The organism is uncultured Arthrobacter sp. (assembly GCF_902805515.1).
In the GTDB taxonomy this organism is placed as follows: Bacteria; Actinomycetota; Actinomycetes; order Actinomycetales; family Micrococcaceae; genus Arthrobacter_D.
In genome coordinates, this window is the sequence record NZ_CADCTE010000066.1 from 24,398 (window position 1) to 41,644 (window position 17,247).

At 67.6% G+C, this 17,247-nt stretch carries 15 protein-coding genes; 5 read left to right on the forward strand and 10 right to left on the reverse strand.

All coding sequences use genetic code 11. The features are described from left to right. Positions 1–9: 9 nt before the first annotated feature. Positions 10–1,062: a non-hydrolyzing UDP-N-acetylglucosamine 2-epimerase gene (gene wecB / locus QZX79_RS05350; RefSeq protein ID WP_294565663.1), complete on the forward strand. Its 1,053-nt coding sequence runs from the start codon at positions 10–12 to the stop codon at positions 1,060–1,062. On the opposite strand, the gene QZX79_RS05355 is transcribed toward wecB, so the two are convergent. The 8 genes from QZX79_RS05355 to QZX79_RS05390 all read right to left on the reverse strand — a co-directional run bounded on the left by QZX79_RS05355 (position 1,043) and on the right by QZX79_RS05390 (position 9,204). Then, positions 1,043–2,194, reverse strand: a complete 1,152-nt coding sequence (locus tag QZX79_RS05355; RefSeq protein ID WP_294565666.1) for a glycosyltransferase family 4 protein — start codon at positions 2,192–2,194, stop codon at positions 1,043–1,045. The genes wecB and QZX79_RS05355 overlap by 20 nt on opposite strands. Beyond that, on the reverse strand, positions 2,191–3,183 hold the full coding sequence (locus tag QZX79_RS05360; protein WP_294565669.1) for a Gfo/Idh/MocA family protein: 993 nt from the start codon (positions 3,181–3,183) through the stop codon (positions 2,191–2,193). The genes QZX79_RS05355 and QZX79_RS05360 overlap by 4 nt, the downstream gene beginning before the upstream one ends. Before the next feature lies 1 nt (position 3,184). After that, positions 3,185–4,276, reverse strand: coding sequence for a DegT/DnrJ/EryC1/StrS aminotransferase family protein (locus tag QZX79_RS05365; protein WP_294565672.1), 1,092 nt, complete (start codon positions 4,274–4,276; stop codon positions 3,185–3,187). After that, positions 4,273–4,869 (reverse strand): acyltransferase, encoded by a 597-nt coding sequence (locus QZX79_RS05370; RefSeq protein WP_294565674.1) that lies wholly within the window; start codon positions 4,867–4,869, stop codon positions 4,273–4,275. Before QZX79_RS05370 ends, QZX79_RS05365 begins: the two co-directional genes overlap by 4 nt. After that, positions 4,866–6,242: a hypothetical protein gene (locus tag QZX79_RS05375; RefSeq protein WP_294565677.1), complete on the reverse strand. Its 1,377-nt coding sequence runs from the start codon at positions 6,240–6,242 to the stop codon at positions 4,866–4,868. Before QZX79_RS05375 ends, QZX79_RS05370 begins: the two co-directional genes overlap by 4 nt. Next, the gene (locus tag QZX79_RS05380; protein WP_294565680.1) at positions 6,235–7,164 is read right to left on the reverse strand and encodes a glycosyltransferase family 2 protein; all 930 of its coding nucleotides are present in this window, start codon (positions 7,162–7,164) and stop codon (positions 6,235–6,237) included. Before QZX79_RS05380 ends, QZX79_RS05375 begins: the two co-directional genes overlap by 8 nt. 5 nt (positions 7,165–7,169) lie before the next feature. Next, a complete protein-coding gene (locus QZX79_RS05385; RefSeq protein WP_294565683.1) occupies positions 7,170–8,459 on the reverse strand; it encodes a nucleotide sugar dehydrogenase in 1,290 nt (429 codons plus the stop codon). A 157-nt stretch (positions 8,460–8,616) separates the two neighbouring features. Further along, positions 8,617–9,204, reverse strand: coding sequence for a TetR/AcrR family transcriptional regulator (locus QZX79_RS05390; RefSeq protein WP_294565686.1), 588 nt, complete (start codon positions 9,202–9,204; stop codon positions 8,617–8,619). An 85-nt stretch (positions 9,205–9,289) separates the two neighbouring features. Between QZX79_RS05390 and QZX79_RS05395 the strand changes: the two genes are divergently transcribed. From QZX79_RS05395 to QZX79_RS05405, 3 genes are all read left to right on the forward strand, one after another. Next, positions 9,290–9,709, forward strand: coding sequence for a nuclear transport factor 2 family protein (locus QZX79_RS05395; RefSeq protein ID WP_294565689.1), 420 nt, complete (start codon positions 9,290–9,292; stop codon positions 9,707–9,709). Next, complete coding sequence (locus QZX79_RS05400; RefSeq protein WP_294565692.1) at positions 9,709–10,554, forward strand: NAD(P)H-binding protein; 846 nt, start codon at positions 9,709–9,711, stop codon at positions 10,552–10,554. The genes QZX79_RS05395 and QZX79_RS05400 overlap by 1 nt, the downstream gene beginning before the upstream one ends. Positions 10,555–10,798: 244 nt before the next feature. Then, on the forward strand, positions 10,799–14,701 hold the full coding sequence (locus QZX79_RS05405; protein WP_294565697.1) for an FtsK/SpoIIIE domain-containing protein: 3,903 nt from the start codon (positions 10,799–10,801) through the stop codon (positions 14,699–14,701). Between the two features lie 4 nt (positions 14,702–14,705). On the opposite strand, the gene QZX79_RS05410 is transcribed toward QZX79_RS05405, so the two are convergent. Beyond that, positions 14,706–15,128, reverse strand: coding sequence for a hypothetical protein (locus QZX79_RS05410; RefSeq protein ID WP_294565700.1), 423 nt, complete (start codon positions 15,126–15,128; stop codon positions 14,706–14,708). Between the two features lie 237 nt (positions 15,129–15,365). Between QZX79_RS05410 and QZX79_RS05415 the strand changes: the two genes are divergently transcribed. Then, positions 15,366–15,614 carry a WhiB family transcriptional regulator gene (locus QZX79_RS05415; protein ID WP_086994524.1) on the forward strand — a complete coding sequence of 83 codons (249 nt, stop codon included), beginning with the start codon at positions 15,366–15,368 and terminating at the stop codon, positions 15,612–15,614. A 157-nt stretch (positions 15,615–15,771) separates the two neighbouring features. Here QZX79_RS05415 and QZX79_RS05420 read toward each other — a convergent pair whose 3' ends face one another. Continuing rightward, a complete protein-coding gene (locus QZX79_RS05420) occupies positions 15,772–17,247 on the reverse strand; it encodes a sensor histidine kinase (RefSeq protein ID WP_294565702.1) in 1,476 nt (491 codons plus the stop codon).

Sequence of the window (17,247 nt, forward strand, 5' to 3'; positions counted from 1 at the left end):
GATTTTCCCATGCGTATTCTCAGCGTCGTTGGCGCGCGCCCCCAGTTTGTGAAGCTTGCGCCGATTGCCGCAGCGATGAAGGGCCGCGCCGACCACCTCATTGTCCATACCGGCCAGCACTACGACGCGTTGATGTCGGACGTGTTTTTCAGTGATCTGGGAATTCCCGAGCCGGACTTCAACCTGGGGGTCGGGTCGGGGAAACACGGTCAGCAGACGGGCGCCATGCTGACCGGGCTTGAGGAAATCTTCGAGCAGGTCCGCCCCGACTGGGTGCTCGTATACGGCGACACGAACTCAACGCTCGCTGCTGCGGTCGCGGCGGTGAAGATGCACATTCCGCTGGCCCACCTCGAAGCAGGGCTGCGCTCGTTCAACCGCCGCATGCCGGAGGAGCACAACCGGGTGCTGACCGACCATGCCTCGGACCTGCTGCTCGCGCCGACCAAGGTCGCCGTCGACCATCTCAGCCGTGAGGGTCTCGCCGAACGCACGGTGCTCGTGGGAGACGTCATGACCGATGTCCTGTTCCGAACCCGTGCCGCTGTTGAAGCACGCGGCGAAGCGGTGCCCTTTGGGATGAGCCCCGGGAACTACTACGTCAGCACCATTCACCGTCCTGACAACACCGACGACCCGGACCGGCTGAAGCTGATTATTGAATCGCTGGCCGCCCTGGATAAGCCGGTCCTCCTCCTGGCCCACCCCCGGCTTGTCGGTCTCGCCGAGCGCCATGGCCTTGAACTGGAGACCGGGTCCATCCGGGTCGCGTCGCCGCTGGCCTACCCGCAGCTGGTGAACGCCGTCTCCCACAGCGCCGGCGTCGTCACCGACTCCGGTGGGCTGCAGAAGGAGGCCTTCCTGCTGCGGGTGCCGTGCACCACCATCCGCCCGGAGACCGAGTGGGTGGAGACGGTGGACCTGGGCTGGAACGTCCTCGTGTCGGAGGACCTGGCTTCGCTCACCTCGGTGGTGCAGCGCCCCGCGCCCCAGCCGACCGACGCCGCCCCCTACGGTGAAGGGGCAGCGGCCCAGCAGGTGGTCAGCGCCCTTCTTCGATAGCGCGCAGCACCTCGGCGGCGGCGTGCCGTCCCGAGGTCCGGAGCGAGGCGTTGTCCTCGACCCACGCGGCCCGCGCCGCACGGCCATGGTCCGGCTCCTCGAGGAGCCGGATCATGGCCTTGGCGACCTCGGTCGACGAGAAGCCGCTGGCGTACCCAAGGCCGCCTTCGGCCACCATTCCAGCCGACGCCCCCTTGCCGGCGTAGATCACCGGTGTCCCGCAGGCCGCCGCCGCATAGATCTTCGTCGGTTTGGCGAAGTCGTAGCCCTGGTCGGGAACGATGCTGACGAGTGAGCCGGCCGCCCCCCGAATCCAGGTGGCCGCTTCGGCCGGCGGCACGACCCCGCCGAAGCGGATCCGGTCGTCGGCCATGCGGGCGGCCTTTTCCTTGAGTGCCGCCTCGGCCGATCCCTGGCCGAAGAAGTGAAGCCGCACATCCGGGAAGCGCAGCAGCACTTCCTCCATCGCGTCGATGAAAATCTCCGCGCCCTGCCACTCGGACATCGTCCCCGTATAGACGAAGTATCGATAGCCCGGCTCGGCTGCCGGCCCGTCCGGAGAGAAGGTTTCGGTGTCCACGCCGTTGCCGACGACGACGACCCGGCTCGGGTCGACCGAAAACTGCCGTGTCTGGTCCGCAACGCCCTGTGAGATGGCAATGACCTTCAGCGCCTTCCGCAGCGCCACGCCCTCGATGGAGCGCATGATGCTCACCACCGGCGCCGGAGCACTGGTTGCGGCCAGCGCATCGGTCCAGATATCCGCGGCGTAGTAGACGTAGCGGCGGCGGCGGAGCCATGACGACAGTGCGACCATCAGACCGGTGGTCGGGGGCGGTTCGGAGACGACGATGTCCGCCCGCGCGGCAAGGAGCCGGAAGAAGAGCGGAAGGTCGAAGCTCATGTACTGGACGTAGCCACGGACGTTTCCGCCGCTGTCGCGGAGCACCGGCCAGCGCTTGACTCCCTTGGCGGGGCGGGGGTCATCGGTGCCGCGCGGCGGACGCGTGGTGAGCACCGAGACGTCGGCGCCGGCGTCGGTGAGGCCCCTGGTGAGCGCCTGAAGCCGGAACGCTGCCGCTCCCACCTCGGGCGGATACAGCCGGGTGGCCAGCAGTACCTTCGAACTCACAGGCCGAGGCCGATCGTCGAATTGGTGTTGGCCGCCTGAATCATCGCCTCCGCCACGCGGAGCGTATTGAGACCCTCGCGCATGGTGACGGTGTTGTTCGAGATCCCCAGCACGGCGTCCCGGAACGCCTCGTGCTCCACGCGCAGCGGTTCGCGCTTCGTCAGCGCGAGGCGGGTGATGTTGCCTTCGGACACGCCGCGGAAGTTCGAAACGGCCTCCCACTCGGTGGTGAAGGTGCCGTTCTCGTAGAACGTGAGATCCGCGGTGAGCGTATCGGCGACGAAGGCGCCCTTCTCCCCCGTGACCACGGTGAGCCGTTCCTTCATCGGGGAGAGCCAGTTCACGAGGTGGCTGGTGATCACACCGTTGGCGAGCTGGCCCGAGGCGGTGACCATGTCCTCGTGCGGCCGCCCGGAGCGGGTGCTCGTGCGGGCCGACACGGAGGTGAAGGGCGACCGGGCGAGCCACGAAGTGAGGTCGATGTCGTGGGTGCCCAGGTCCTTCACGACGCCGACGTCGGCGATGCGGGCGGGGAAGGGACCCTGCCTCCGGGTGGCGATCTGGTAGACCTCCCCCAGGTCGCCCGCTTCAATGCGCGCGCGCAGCGACTGCAGCGCGGGATTGAACCGCTCGATGTGCCCGACGGCCCCGATCAGGCCGGCGTTCTCGAACGCTTCGACGAGACGCTGGCCGGCTTCGACCGTGTCGGCGATCGGCTTCTCCACGAGGGTGTGGACGCCGGCGCCGGCCAGGGCCAGCCCGACCTTCTCGTGCAGACCGGTCGGCACTGCACACACCGCCATGTCGATGCCTTCGGCGATCAGCTCATCGACCGACGCGCAGACCGGAAGCTTCCCTGCGACCCCGTGCGGATCGCCGTACGCGTCGGCGACGGCGACCAGCTCGAGGCCCTCGACCTCCCGGATGACGCGGGCGTGGTGGCGCCCCATCATTCCCAGTCCGATCAGTCCGACCCGGAGATCCGCCATGCTAGGCACCCGCCTTCGCCAGGGCGTTGACGGCGGTCACGATCCGGTCGAGATCCTCGGAGTCCAGCGACGGATGAACCGGCAGCGACAGGACCTCGCGGGAGGCGGTTTCCGTGTTGGGAAGGTCCTCGGTGCGCTGGAAGGAGGGCAGGCGGTGGTTCGGAATCGGATAGTAGACACCCGAGCCGATGTTGTACTCGTTCTTGAGGGCGGCGGCGAAGCCGTCCCGGTCGCCGTCGACCCGCACTGTGTACTGGTGGTACACGTGCACTGCGCCCTCGGCCACCGTTGGCGTTGCCACGCCTTCGATATTCGCGGAAAGGAAGGCGGCATTCGCCTGGCGCTGTGCGGTCCATCCCCCGACCTTCGTCAGCTGGACGCGCCCGATCGCGGCGTGAAGGTTCGTCATCCGGGCGTTGAAGCCGACCAGCTCGTTCTCATACTGGCGCTCCATGCCCTGGTTGCGCAGCAGGCGCAGCCGGCGTTCGATCTCGGGGTTGCCCGTGGAGACCATCCCGCCCTCGCCGGAGGTCATGTTTTTCGTCGGGTAGAGCGAGAACATCGCGAAGTCGCCGAAGGTGCCGACCTGACGCCCGCCCAGTGAGGCGCCGTGCGCCTGGGCTGCGTCCTCGAAGAGGGCGATCCCGTGGCGGTCAGCCAGCGTCCGGTAGGCCTCAATGTCGGCCGGGTGTCCGTAGAGGTGGACCGGCATGATCCCTCTGGTCTTCTCCGTGATCAGGGAAGCCACATGGGCGATGTCGAGGCAGTAGTGATCGAGTTCGATGTCGGCGAAGACGGGCGTTGCGCCGGTGAGCGCGACGGAGTTCGCCGTGGCCGCGAAGGTGAAGGACGGGACGATCACCTCATCGCCGGGGCCGATACCCGCGGCCAGCAGTCCAAGGTGGAGTCCTGCCGTTCCGGAGTTCACGGCGACGGCCGCGCGGCCGTCGAGGAGGACCTCGGAGAATTCCTTCTCGAACGCGGCAACCTCGGCACCCTGTGCCAGCATTCCCGAAACGAGGACGGCGTCGACGGCCGCGCGCTCTTCGTCTCCGACGATCGGTTTTGCTGCTGGAATGAAGTCCTTGCTCATGCCTCTACCCCTACTGGTTTCAGTGTGTCGTTCGTTTCCTCGTACCGCTCCCCGGTCTCCGGGCAGACCCAGAAGGAACCTTCAGCCTTCAGCGGGTGTCCGGCCCTGCCCACCCAGCCGAGGCGCTTGGCCGGAACGCCGGCAACCAGGGCGTAGGGCGGGACGTCCTTCGTGACCACGGCGCCCGCGGCGACCGTCGCCCACGCGCCGATGGTCACCGGCGCCACGCAGACTGCACGCGCGCCGATGGCCGCACCCTTCTCGATGGTGACCCCGACCGGCACCCAGTCGTGGGCGCTCTTGAGGCTTCCATCGGGAGAGATGGACCGGGGGTAGGTGTCATTCGTCAGGACAACGGCCGGGCCGATGAACACGCCCTCGCCGAGCACTGCGGGCTCGTACACCAGCGCGTAGTTCTGGATCTTGGTGTTGGCGCCGATTTCGACACCGGTTCCGACGTACGCTCCCCGTCCCACGATGCAGTTCTCGCCCAGCCGGGCGTTTTCGCGCACCTGCGCCAGATGCCAGATCTTTGACCCCTGCCCGATGACGGCATCGGGCGAGACGTCCGCGGTTTCAGCGATATAGCTCATGACACACTTTCTTTTTGAGGTTCGGCGGGCGCCACTGCTTCGTGCCTTCCCGTTCCAGCATCTCGGCGCCGCTCCACCATGGCGATGGCACACGCAAACAGGCAGATCCCAAGGGCGACAGGCACTGCCCGGTAGGTGAAGAACGCGTGGATCTGCGAATGATTGCTCAGGGCCTCGTACCAAACCGGGACCACCAGGACCGGCAGGGCCAGGACCATCGCGACACCAATCCGCCGGACTCCCCCGCGGCGCACCGCGATCAGCAGCGTGACGACCCCCAGCAGGAGCACCGCCAGAAGGACCAACCGGGAAGTCGGCACGTGATTCAACCAGAACAGCGCGTTCGCCCTGGTCGGGGCACCGAAAGCGGTGTCGAGCCAGGTCTCCTTACCCGCCGTCCGGTACTCAACGTTGCCCCGGACAAAGGTCGTCACCTCGTTCCAACCAAGGAACAGGGCGGCAATGGCCCATCGGGACGCCCAGGTCAGGAAGAAGCTGAGCGGCCAGAGCACGGCCACTCCTACTCCGGCAGCCACGGTCCCGGCAAGCTTCCCGAACCGACGGTAGGTCACCGCGGCCGCCACAGCGGAGGCCAGCGCCCAGGGGATCGCGGGAGTCGTAAGCAGGTCGACAAAGCAGAACAGGGCTGCCCCGAGGATCGTCGATCCGGCGAGGCGCGCACGGCCGCCTCCCGCACCCCACGCCACCAGGGCAGTGCTGAGGAAGATGAAGGACAGGGAGATCGCCTGGCTGAAGGATGTCGAGGGTGTCGACATGATGTTGGTGGCCAGCAGCACCGGGCCCATCAACGCGAGGGCCGCGTATTTGCTCGTCCTGCGCGCGACCTGCGAGAACGCCAGTACCAGCGATCCCAGCAGCATCGCGCCCGCCACGATCCGCACTCCGTCCATGCCGGCCAGGGCGAGGACGGGACGCGTGATGATGGTGTATCCGGCCCAGTACTTGTAGTAGTCGCCATTCACCGGATCACCTCCCGCGGCCAGCAGGCGGATGTCTTCCACGCCCCGCGCACAGTTGGAGATCCGCGGCATGTACACGGCGCGGTCGAAGGCGCTCTCCCCGGGATTCGACCCGAGGCCGGTGCCGACCACGACGCACTCGGTGAACGCGTCTGAGGTTCCACCCATCCGGTCGGGAGTCGACGAGGGTCCGTAGGTTCCGGCATTGATCGAATGGATCAGGTGCGTGAGGATCGGCCGGTCGGGAACCGCCTGCCCAACCACCAGGAACAGGAAAAACACAATCTGAAGGGCGACGAACCCACCGACGAAGTAACCGGACACCCGCAGGAGCGAGGGACGGCGGCGCAGCCTCAACGACAACTCCTCCCGGGAGGTACTGCCGTCACCCATGCCCGACCACCTCCCAGGAGAGGTACGCGAGGCGGGAGCTCTCGTCGCGCATCTTCTTCAGCACATCCATCAACGTGCCGCTGATCATGGCAAGTACGGCGAGGATCACGAGCGAGGAGGCGAGCAGGGCCGTCGGAAGGCGCGGCACCAGTCCGGTGTCGACGAATTCGACGATGATCGGGAGGCCCAGGATCAGCGCCACTCCGGCAAGCACACCGGAAATCAGGCCGTAGGTGGGAACCGGCCGCTCGTGCAGGGCAAGTTTCAGCACCGTCCGAAGGATGCGCTGACCGTCATGGTAGGTCCGGAGTTTGCTTTCGGTGCCCTCCGCCCTGTCCCGGAAGGCGATGGGCAGTTCCGCCTGCGGAATGCGCGCGCTGATGCTGTGGACCGTCAGTTCGGTCTCGATCTCGAAGCCCCGGGACAGTGCGGGAAATGATCGGACAAAGCGCTTTGAGAAGACCCGGTAGCCGCTGAGCATATCCTCGACCTTGTACCCGAAGATCAATCCGACGATGCCGTTGAAGAAACGGTTCCCGAGCTCATGTCCGGACCGGTAGGCGGAGTCGCTCTCCTGCCGGCGCACGCCGGTCACCTGGTCGTAGGGACCATCGAGGAGTTTGTTGATCAGCTCCGGGGCGGCCGCGGCGTCGTAGGTGTCGTCGCCATCGATGAGCACATACACGTCGGCGTCAATGTCGGCGAAGGCCCGCCGGATGACATTGCCCTTGCCCTTCCGGTCCTCGAACCGCACCACGGCTCCTGCCGCCCGCGCCACCTCTGCGGTGTTGTCGTCGCTGCAGTTGTCGTAGACGTAGATTGTCGCCGTCGGAAGCGATGCCTGGAGGTCGGTGACCACCTTGCCGATCGCTCCCGCCTCGTTGTGGCAGGGAACGATGGCCGCAATTTTCACGTTCGACACGGCGATCAGGCCTTGCCGATGACGCGGTAAACCACACCGTCCCACTTTTCGGCGCTGCTGACCCGGCGGCCGTCAATGAACGCCTTCACGCCGGGAAGGTCGGAGGGGCTCAGCGAGGCGTACTCGGCATGGTTGGCCTGGACGACGGCGGCGTCGATGGGCTCTCCGAAGTGGTAGGGCGTGAATCCCAGCTTCTCGAGTTCTTCGTCCGTGTACATCGGGTCGTTGACGAAGGCCGTGGCCCCGCGGGACTGCAGGGCGTCAACGGCGGCGAAGACCCCGGAGAAGGCCGTTTCCTTGACTCCGCCGCGGTAGGCGGCACCGAGGACTACCACCCGTGCTCCCTCGAGGGAGCCGTAGGCGCCCTCGAGCAGGCCGATGGTGTAGTCGGGCATTCCGGCGTTGGCTTCCCGCGCCGCGCGCACGACGGTGGCGGCGGGGTCGTTCCACAGGTACAGCCGGGGGTAAACGGGAATGCAGTGGCCGCCCACGGCGATGCCGGGCTGATGGATGTGGCTGTAGGGCTGGGAGTTTGAGGCTTCGATGACCTGATAGATGTCGATGCCCACCGTTGAGGCGTAGCGCGCGAACTGGTTGGCCAGCCCGATGTTGACGTCGCGGTAGGTCGTCTCGGCGAGCTTGGCCAGCTCGGATGCCTCGGCGGAGCCGAGGTCCCAGACGCCGTTGCCGCGCTGCAGGTCGGGGCGCTCATCGAAGTCAAGGACGGCCTCGTAGAACTCCACGGCGGCCTTCGCGCCTTCGGGAGAAAGCCCGCCAACAAGCTTGGGGTACTTCCGCAGGTCCTCGAAGACCCGGCCTGTCAGCACGCGCTCCGGGGAGAAGACGAGGTGGAAGTCCTTCCCTTCAACCAGGCCGGATCCCGACTCAAGCGCAGGCTTCCAGCGGCTGCGGGTGGTTCCCACCGGCAGCGTCGTCTCGTAGGAGACGAGGGTTCCCGGTGTGAGGTGCCGGGCGAGCTCGGCGGTCGCCCCGTCCATCCAGCCGAAATCGGGGTTGGCATCAGCGTCAACGAAGAGCGGCACGACCAGGACGACGGCGTCCGCCCCCGGAACGGCATCGGCGTAGTCGGTGGTCGCCCTCAGGCGGCCTGCGGGTACGAGCTCGGCCAGTTGTTCCTGAAGGTGGGCTTCTCCGGGGAACGGCTCCCGGCCGCTGTTGATCAGATCGACAACTGCGGCATTGACGTCGACGCCAACGACCTCGTGGCCTTTGGACGCGAACTGGACGGCCAGGGGCAGTCCGATCTTTCCGAGCGCGATAACAGCAATCTTCACAGCAGCATGACCTTTTTCTAGGATTTTGAGGGCTCACCCTTCGAGGGCATCGAGGCAAGCCTATAGGTTGTGCCCGCAATTAACCGCCTTGGCGGTATCGGGCGCGCCACTGCACCAGCTGGGTCCGGCGTCCCCTTAACCCCGGTTGATGTCCGCCCTATAGGGGGTATGGGTGGAGGACCCTGGCAGTGAAGTCTGCCAACTGTGTCCGCATCTGTTCGGGTGATACCCGCTCGTTGCCCGCTAGGTGATCTACAAGATCGGCTCGGGTGACGGCAAGTAGTGCGTGAGCCGTGAAGTCGCTGTGGGTCATACCGGGAATCTGCTCCAGCATGAGCTGGAGCAGATCATGCCATCGGTCGTAATTCTCTGCCCGGTAGGGGCCCAAATCCGCTGCTTCCTCCAGGGCCAGTGCGAGGTGGCGGTTGTCGAGCTTGAAGCACAGCAAGGCGTCGAGCACTGCGGGAATGCGCTGTTGCGGGCGGGCACCAGGCCCTAAGGGAGGTGGACCGGCTGTAATGGCGTCCATGGTTACTTCGAGCCGCACCTCGCACAGCGCCCGAATCAGGCCCGCACGATCGCCAAATGCCCGGAAAATCGTTGCTTTGCCGACGCCGGCCGCTGCGGCAACGTCGGCCATGGTGACGCCCTTCGAACTGTCGTAGTCATGGAAAAGGGTGTCGGCGGCAGCGAGAACGGCCGAACGGTTACGGACGGCGTCCTTACGAGGCTTGCGTTCGGTCATACGGCTCTCCTTGTAATACGGACCACCGGTCCGTATTGTTCTTAATCCGGACCAAGGGTTCGATTTCGATATAAGGAGAGTACTCATGTCTATGCCCATCTCGCCGGCGGACACGTTCCGCAACGGTGTGCAACTGCTCCTGGACAAGAACGTCCCCGCTTGGGTCGAGCTGTGGGCCGAAGACGGACGAATGGAGTTTCCCTTCGCCCCCACCGGCTGGCCCACGCATCTGGCTGGGAAGGAGGCCATCGCCGCGTACATGCGGAACTACTCCGACCACATCGACCTGCAGGACATTCCCGACCTCGTGGTTCATGAGACCTCCGACCCGGCGACCATCGTGGTGGAGATGCGTGCTACCGGACGCATAGTGACATCGGACAGCCCGTACGACATGACCTATATCGCCGTCGTCACTGTTCACAACGGCTGCTTCTCCTCCTACCGCGACTACTGGAACCCCCTCGCCGTCTCCACGGCCGGCACCGACTTTAGGACCAACTGATGACCACCGGCAGTGCATTGATCATCGGTGCCAGCGGCACCACCGGCACCCGCATCGTTGCCCAACTGGCTGCCGTGGGCTACCGGGCTAAGGCCGCCAGCCGGCGCGCCTCTGCCGTCGCAGGAGCGACACCTGTCACTTTTGATTGGTATGACCCGTCCACCCACTTCGACGCCCTCGACGGGGTTGACCGCGTCTACCTCATACCGCCCTTAGGTGAATCCGACCCGGCGTCGGTCATGCTGCCGTTCCTCAAACAGGCCCGCGCTGTGGGTGTGCTCCGCGCCGTGCTGCTGAGCTCCTCAGCCATTGCCCGGGGCGGCCCAGCGGTGGGGATGGTGCACGATGCCCTGCCTGATCTATTCGATCAGTGGGCGGTGCTGCGGCCCTCATGGTTCATGCAGAACTTCACCGGAACGCACCCGCATGCCATGAGCATTCGGGACCATGGCACCATTTGGACAGCTGCAGGCGACGGCCGAGTCGGATTCATCGACGCCGGGGACATTGCATCGGTGGCAGTTCACGCGCTGACCGACGAAGAGGCACCCAATGATGAACTCATCCTTACCGGACCCGAAGCACTGAGCTTCGATGATGTCGCTACCAGGATCACCGAAATATGGAATCGACCAGTGGCGCACCGTCGTTTATCTTACGATCACATGGTCGGTCGCCTGAGTGCGCTCATGCCGAAATCCTTTGCGACGATGCTGACCGACATGGACGTAGCCATCGCAGCAGGATCCGAAGACCGCGTCACCGATACCGTTCAGCGACTCACCGGCCAGTCCCCGCGCAGCTTCCGCGACCTCTTGGCAAAGGAGACGCCATGGAACCATTGAGGCGTGGGTGGAGGGTGCATATGCACTGATTCGCCTGAGTGGTGGTCTTGCAACAGCACAGTCTTGCTCTGCCTGTCCAGGTACGTACTGCGGCCGCACCATCACCTGTGTTCCACCGTCGATCGGGTTGACCCCGGGCGCCCAGGACCGTCCGGCCGCGTTGTCCACAACGCCTGCCGGCCGCATTCCTGCCACCCGGACACTGCCTATCCTCGCCGGAGGAGCATTCAGCATTGGAGCGGGTATGCAGCTTCACCTTTCCGTGGTGGCGGGCCCCGGAGCCCCTGCCGCCACCGCGTCACACCTCCCCTGCGAGCTCGTTGTCAATCTCCAGCGGCCGATGTCCGGAGCGGACCTGGCCGGGCACCTCACCCTCCGCTTCGGGGACCTCTGCCTCTCGGTCGCGGGCATCCCCCTTGCCGCACTCGAACCGGGCGTCCCTCCCCTGGTCAACGGGGCCGTCCTCGTTGCCGGGAGCGGCCGTGCCGGTCCTGGGCCCTCGCCGGCACGTTCCGCCCTCATGCTTGTCGTGCACTCCGGACCGGATGCCGGGCTCATCTTCCCCTTAATGCGGGGTTCGTACTCGATCGGCCGGTCGGGCTGCGACATTTCGCTGCGCGATCCGGCGCTGTCCCGGCGCCACGCGGTGCTGGCTGTCGGAGAGGACCGCGTCCTGCTGCGCGATGCGGGCTCGGCGAACGGCACGTGGGTGGACGGGAACCGGATTACCGAGGCACCGATTTCTTCCTCCTCCTCGCTCGTTATGGGCGGCTCGCGGTGCGCCCTCGCCCTCACCGGAGCCTGCCGCCCGGAATTCCGCCCAGGGGACCTCGGGGAACCCCTGGACATCACCGCCGAGCCCGTGTCGGAGCGCGAGCGCTTCCTCACGCCGACGGTCCTGCTGCCGGTGGTGGGCGGGGCGGTCCTGGCGCTGGCCCTGAAGATGTGGCTCCTGCTCGCCTTCGCCGCGGTCGCCTCGCTGACCGGGTTGCTGTCGATCTGGGCCGTGCGTCGACGCCGGCGGCGGTTCGAGGCCGCCGTCCGGAGCGCCGCCGGGGCCGATGCGAAGCGACGCTGCGCGGCGGTGTTGGATGCCGGGTCGGTCGCCCTCCGGGCCTACGGGCGCGGCCCGGAAGACCGGTGGACCGACCCGGGCACGGCCTCCCCGTCCGCGGCAGATCAGACTTCCCGGACCGCGAATATCCGTTTGGGCGAGGCCGACCAGCAGGCGAACCTTCGACTTACCCGCCCGGGACCGGAATGGACGCCGCCCATCCTCAAGCGGATGCCCGTGGTGCTCCCGTTCCGACCGGCGTCCGAACGCCCCTTCCGCGCCCGGATCCAGCTGCACGGCCCCCGGGAGGACGTGCTTGGCATGGGCCGGCTCATCCTGCTCCAGTTCTCAGCAGTACTCGGATCCGACGCGGGAGTGATCTGCCGCGGCCTGCCGTCCGAACTGCCCACCGCGGCGCGGTTCCTGCCGGGGGTCCGCCTCGTGTCCACGCCCGCCGCGCTGGAGGCGGTGATCCGTGAAGGGCCCGGCCCGGTGCTGATTGAGTTTTCGGCGGCTCCCGGGCCCGTTCCGGCAGGCGAGTGGGCCGAGGCAATTACCATCTCGGTGCGGCCGGGCCGGGCCACCGTGGTCCGTGGCTCCGGCCGCCTCGGGTTCATTCCGGACCGTGTGGGTGCCCCGGCCTTCGAAGCCTCTGCCCGTGCCCTGGGTACAGCCTCGACCCGGACCCCACCGGGCGGGCGCCGGGTGCGGCCTCCCCCCTCATTCGAGGACGGGCTGCACCTTCCGGCTCCGCCTTCCGCTCGGGAACTGGGCGAGCAGTGGTGCGACGGCGCGGAAAAGGACAGCCTGGAAGCGCCGATTGGTGCTGCCCCGGGAGGTCCCCAGGTCTTCGATCTGGTCAGGCAGGGGCCCCACCTCCTGGTCGCCGGCACAACGGGGTCCGGAAAATCACAGCTGCTGCGTTCCCTGGTCCTCGGCATCGCGGCCCGCTATCCACCCCCGCGGGTCAACTTCCTCCTCTTTGACTTCAAGGGAGGCTCGGGCCTCGGCCTGCTGAGCGGGCTGCCCCACTGCGTCGGGTTCCTGACGGACCTGTCGGCGGAGTCGGTGGAGCGCGCGCTCCGGTCGCTCCGGGCCGAGCTGCGCCGACGGGAGGAACTGTTCGCCGACCACTCCGTCCAGGACATCGCCGGGCTGTCGGCGTCGACGGCGGTGTCCCTCCCGCGGCTCGTGGTGGTGGTCGATGAATTCCGCAGGCTGAGCGATGAAGTCCCAGGAGCCGCCGGGGACCTGATGAAGTGTGCGGCGCTGGGCCGGTCTCTCGGGGTCCATCTGGTCCTGGCGACCCAGCGGCCCACCGGCGCCGTCACTGCCGATCTCCGGACAAACATCACCGCGTCGATTGCACTTCGGGTCCAGAACGACATCGAATCCCTGGACCTCATCGGCTCGATCCAGGCCGCGGCCATCGCGGTGGGCCTGCCCGGTCGGGGCTTCCTGAAGGTCGGCTCCGGGGAGCCCAGGGAGTTCCAGGTGGCGTCGACGGCCGGGCCGCCCCCGGGACCGGGCCCCGTCCTGGAGCTGGCCGAGTGGCTTCAAGGAACGCGCACGGACGCGCCCGGTCCGGCGCCGGAGGAGGGTCCGGACGCGGTTCGGGGGCTCGTTCAAAGGATCGCGGAAGCGGCCCTGGTGAGCCGCACCCCCGATCAGTACCGCCCGGTCCTCCCTCCGCTGCCGTCGGAGCTCCTTCCCGCGGGCCCCGGGGCGTCGGTGCCGGAGGCGCTCACCCTGGGACTGCTCGACCTTCCCGACCGGCAGGCCCAGCCTTTCCTGCGCTGGGCACCCGGCCGCTCCCACCTCGCCTTCATCGGTTCGGCCTCCTCCGGAGCAGCCGGAGCGCTCCGGCACACCCTCACGGAGTGCCTGCTGGTCCAGCCGGACACGCACCTCTATATCCTCGATGGCGACTTCACGCTCGCCTCCGCCTCCGACGCACCCCAGACCGGAGCGTACGCCGCCGCCCACGAACCGGTCCGGGCGGAACGGATCCTCTTCCGCCTCGCGGCAGTGGTCCTCGAACGGCTCTCGGCGCCCGCCGCACCCGGGACTCCCCCGATTCTCCTCGCGGTCTCGGGCTGGGGCCGGTGGGCGGGCACCTTCCGGTCCCGCCGGTTTTCCGCCGCCGAGGACCTGCTTCACGACATCGTCCGCGACGGTCCCGCCGCCGGGGTGTCGCTGGTGATCACCGGTGAAAGGGAGCTGACCGCTGCGCGCTTCGTCGGGCAGGTGCCGAACCGGGTCTACCTGCCCCTGGGAACGCCCCCGGAGGTGACCGCCGGCTGGCCCCGGCTGCCGGCGGTCGACCCGGTGCCGGGACGGGGAGTTGCCTTCGGTAGATTCGGCACGGCGCGGTTTGGCCCGGTCCTGCTCGACGACGGCGCCCCCGCCCAGCTGATCATTCGGCCGCGGGAGGGTGCAGCGGCGCCGCGGCCGCCGCGGCGGCGCCCCTTCCGGGTTGACCCGCTCCCGGTCCGCGTCCGGTCGACGGACCTCCAGGCGGCCACCGGAACCGGCGCGGCCTGCCGGATTCCCATCGGGGTCGGCGGCGACGAACTGGAGACTGTCTTCCTTGGGCTTGAAGCCGGGGGCCTCTGGGCCGCGGTGGGACCTCCGGCCTCGGGCAGATCGACCCTCCTGGCCCTGCTCGAGAACCAGGCCCCGGCCTGGCTGCACCGCCTGCGGCCCCGGGACGATCCGGCGGCTTACTGGCGGGCTTCAGGGAGCCGCCCTCCCCTGGTGACGGACCCGGCGCGGTGCCTGCTGCTGATCGACGACGCGGAGACCCTGCCCGACGCCCTCCACCCGATCCTTGAGGCATGCCTCGCGTCCGGCGCTCGGGCGGTGTTCACGGCGGGCCACCGGTTCCTGCTGACCCAGCGGCCACTCGCCCGGCTGGCCCGGGCTGCGGGCCGCGGAGTCGTCCTGGCACCGAGGTCCGAAACCGACGGCGAGGTCTTCGGGGTGCGGCTGGAGCCTTGGGACCGTGTCGGCCCACCCGGACGCGCGGTGGTGCTGGACTCGGGCCGGCAGCTGCCGGTGCAGCTTGCGCAGGGTCCCGAAGGCGGCCCATGACGCCCTACAGGGTCCGGGTTTCCCCGGTGGTCCGTGAAGTGTAGTTCAGGACCGGGCGGGTGAAGAGGGCGATCAGGACAACCGCACCCGGCACCAGCATCGCGAGGCCGATCACCACCGACCCGCTGGAGAAGAACGACACCGAAAGGATGACGAGGAAAAGCTGGATCACCAGGGCGGCCGAACGCGGCCAGCGGAAACCCCGCCACAGCGCACGCGCCAGCACCACGAGCCAGATGGCAAGGAGGATCAGGAACACCGCCAGGAAGACCGTTCCCCCGACGGAGACCAGGTCGCCCATGGCCAGGGTGCTCATAAAGAGGGCTCCGACTCCGAGGAAGCCCAGGGCCTCAAGCAGGAGGATTCCCGCGATCACGGCGACGCCTGCCGGGCGGAGGTGGGGAGCTGGCTCGGTGGGTCTTGACACACTGGCACCCTACCGGAGATAGTTCCAGTACGGCCAAGACCGGACCCCTCCCGCACCCTCTTGTGACCTAACCCTCATCCGTCTGCGCAACTCTCGGTGTATTAGCTCTTGTTTACCGTGACGTAACGTGACAGCCTTGATCTGAGATGAAAGCGGGGGCCGCATACGGCCCCTTTACTATGAGGGCCCTCGTGAATGTTTTCACAAGGATGAGGGCTAAAGGAGAAAGTGGTCAGCATGGATTGGCGTAGCCGCGCTGCGTGTCTGGACAAGGACCCGGAGTTGTTTTTCCCGGTCGGAAATACCGGGCCGGCGCTTCTTCAGATCGAAGAGGCGAAGAGCGTCTGCCGTCGCTGCCCCGTCATCGACACCTGCCTTCAGTGGGCGATCGAATCCGGACAGGACGCAGGCGTCTGGGGCGGAATGAGTGAAGACGAGCGCCGTGCGCTCAAGCGCCGGGCCGCGCGAGCCCGCCGCGCCTCATAACCAGCTGCTGGGCGGCCGACCGGCCGCAGCCAGCACATGCAGGAGGGCCGCCCGCGGGCGGCCCTCCTGCATTTAAGCCGGACCCCTGCAGCTGGGCTCCGGGGAGATCACCGACCGACGTAGCCAGCCGACGTATCCGACCGGCATATCCAACCGCTCAGGCGCGCCGGTCATTGTGCAGGCCCATCTCGAGGTGCACCGCAGTGCCACCGCCCTCCCGGGCACTCCACTCGATGGTCCCTCCGAGTTCGCTGTTCACGAGCGTCCGGACGATCTGCAGGCCGAGGCCCTGGGGAAAGTCCCCGGCAGGCAGGCCCACGCCGTCGTCGGCGATCGTGACGTCAAGGAGCTCCTCGCCGTCGCGGTCGGTGCGCCGGTTCGCCGTGAGCCACACGGTGCCGCTGCGGTCGGCCAGTCCGTGCTCGACGGCGTTGGTCACCAGCTCATTGATGACGAGGGCCAGCGGCGTCGCGAAGTCGCTGGGCAGCTCGCCGAAACAGCCGCTGCGTTCGGTGCGCACCGCGTGGGACGGCGAGGCGACCTCAGCCGAGAGCCGGAACTGCCGCTCGATGAGCTCATCGAAGTCGACGCTCTGCGCAAGCCCCTGGGACAGGGTTTCGTGCACCAGGGCGATGGTCGCAACCCGCCGCATGGCCTGCTCGAGGCCCTGCTTGCCCTCGTCGCTGACCATCCGCCGCGACTGCATCCGCAGCAGGGCGGCGACGGTCTGCAGGTTGTTCTTCACCCGGTGGTGGATCTCCCGGATGGTGGCGTCCTTGGAGACGAGTTCCATCTCCCGGCGGCGCAGTTCCGAGACGTCCCGCACGAGCACCAGCGCCCCGAAGCGGTCCGCCTCGTCCCGCAGCGGGATCGCCCGCAGGGACAGGCTGACGCCGCGGGAGCTGATTTCGGACCGCCAGGGCATGCGCCCGGTCACCACGAGCGGCAGGGTCTCATCGACCATCCGCCGGTCCTTCAGCAGCGGGGTGGTGATCTCGGCCAGCGACCGTCCCTCGAGGGTTTCCACGTCCCCGAGCCGCCGGAACGCCGAGACCCCGTTGGGGCTGGCATATTCGACGATCCCGTCGACGTCCATGCGGATGAGTCCGTCACCGACGCGGGGGGCGCCCCGCCGCGAGCCCGTCGGTGTCGCGAAGTCCGGCCAGAGGCCCAGGGTGCCCATCCGGAGCAGGTCCTGCGCGCACTGCCGGTAGGTGAGTTCCAGCCGGGAGGGCATCCTCGGGGTGGACATGTCCATATGCGTCGTCACAATGGCCAGGGTCCGGCCGTTGCGCACCATGGGGACCGCCTCGACCCGCATGGCGGTTTCCACGCACTGTTCGTCCGGCGTGCATTCGATGCGCTGGCTCTCCCAGGCCCGGTTCACCAGCGGAAGCAGGTCCGCCCGGATCCGCTCCCCCACGAAGTCGCTGTGGAAGACGGTGTGCGAGGTCGAAGGCCGGGCATGCGCCAGCGCGACGTACCCCCCGTCGTCGAGTGGAAACCACAGGGCGAGGTCGGCGAACGCGAGGTCCGCCACCATCTGCCAGTCCCCCACCAGAAGGTGCAGCCACTCCGCGTCCCCCGGCGCGAAGCCCTGATAGTCCCGGATCGGGTCGGTGAAGATAGCCAT

What these genes read in the sequence shown, in the direction of transcription:
- wecB (WP_294565663.1), top strand. Translation starts at nt 10, where the DNA reads ATGCGTATTCTCAGCGTCGTTGGCGCGCGCCCCCAGTTTGTGAAGCTT.
- QZX79_RS05360 (WP_294565669.1), bottom strand. Translation starts at nt 3,183, where the DNA reads ATGGCGGATCTCCGGGTCGGACTGATCGGACTGGGAATGATGGGGCGC.
- QZX79_RS05365 (WP_294565672.1), bottom strand. Translation starts at nt 4,276, where the DNA reads ATGAGCAAGGACTTCATTCCAGCAGCAAAACCGATCGTCGGAGACGAA.
- QZX79_RS05370 (WP_294565674.1), bottom strand. Translation starts at nt 4,869, where the DNA reads ATGAGCTATATCGCTGAAACCGCGGACGTCTCGCCCGATGCCGTCATC.
- QZX79_RS05375 (WP_294565677.1), bottom strand. Translation starts at nt 6,242, where the DNA reads ATGGGTGACGGCAGTACCTCCCGGGAGGAGTTGTCGTTGAGGCTGCGC.
- QZX79_RS05390 (WP_294565686.1), bottom strand. Translation starts at nt 9,204, where the DNA reads ATGACCGAACGCAAGCCTCGTAAGGACGCCGTCCGTAACCGTTCGGCC.
- QZX79_RS05395 (WP_294565689.1), top strand. Translation starts at nt 9,290, where the DNA reads ATGTCTATGCCCATCTCGCCGGCGGACACGTTCCGCAACGGTGTGCAA.
- QZX79_RS05400 (WP_294565692.1), top strand. Translation starts at nt 9,709, where the DNA reads ATGACCACCGGCAGTGCATTGATCATCGGTGCCAGCGGCACCACCGGC.
- QZX79_RS05405 (WP_294565697.1), top strand. Translation starts at nt 10,799, where the DNA reads ATGCAGCTTCACCTTTCCGTGGTGGCGGGCCCCGGAGCCCCTGCCGCC.
- QZX79_RS05415 (WP_086994524.1), top strand. Translation starts at nt 15,366, where the DNA reads ATGGATTGGCGTAGCCGCGCTGCGTGTCTGGACAAGGACCCGGAGTTG.
- QZX79_RS05420 (WP_294565702.1), bottom strand. Translation starts at nt 17,247, where the DNA reads ATGGCTATCTTCACCGACCCGATCCGGGACTATCAGGGCTTCGCGCCG.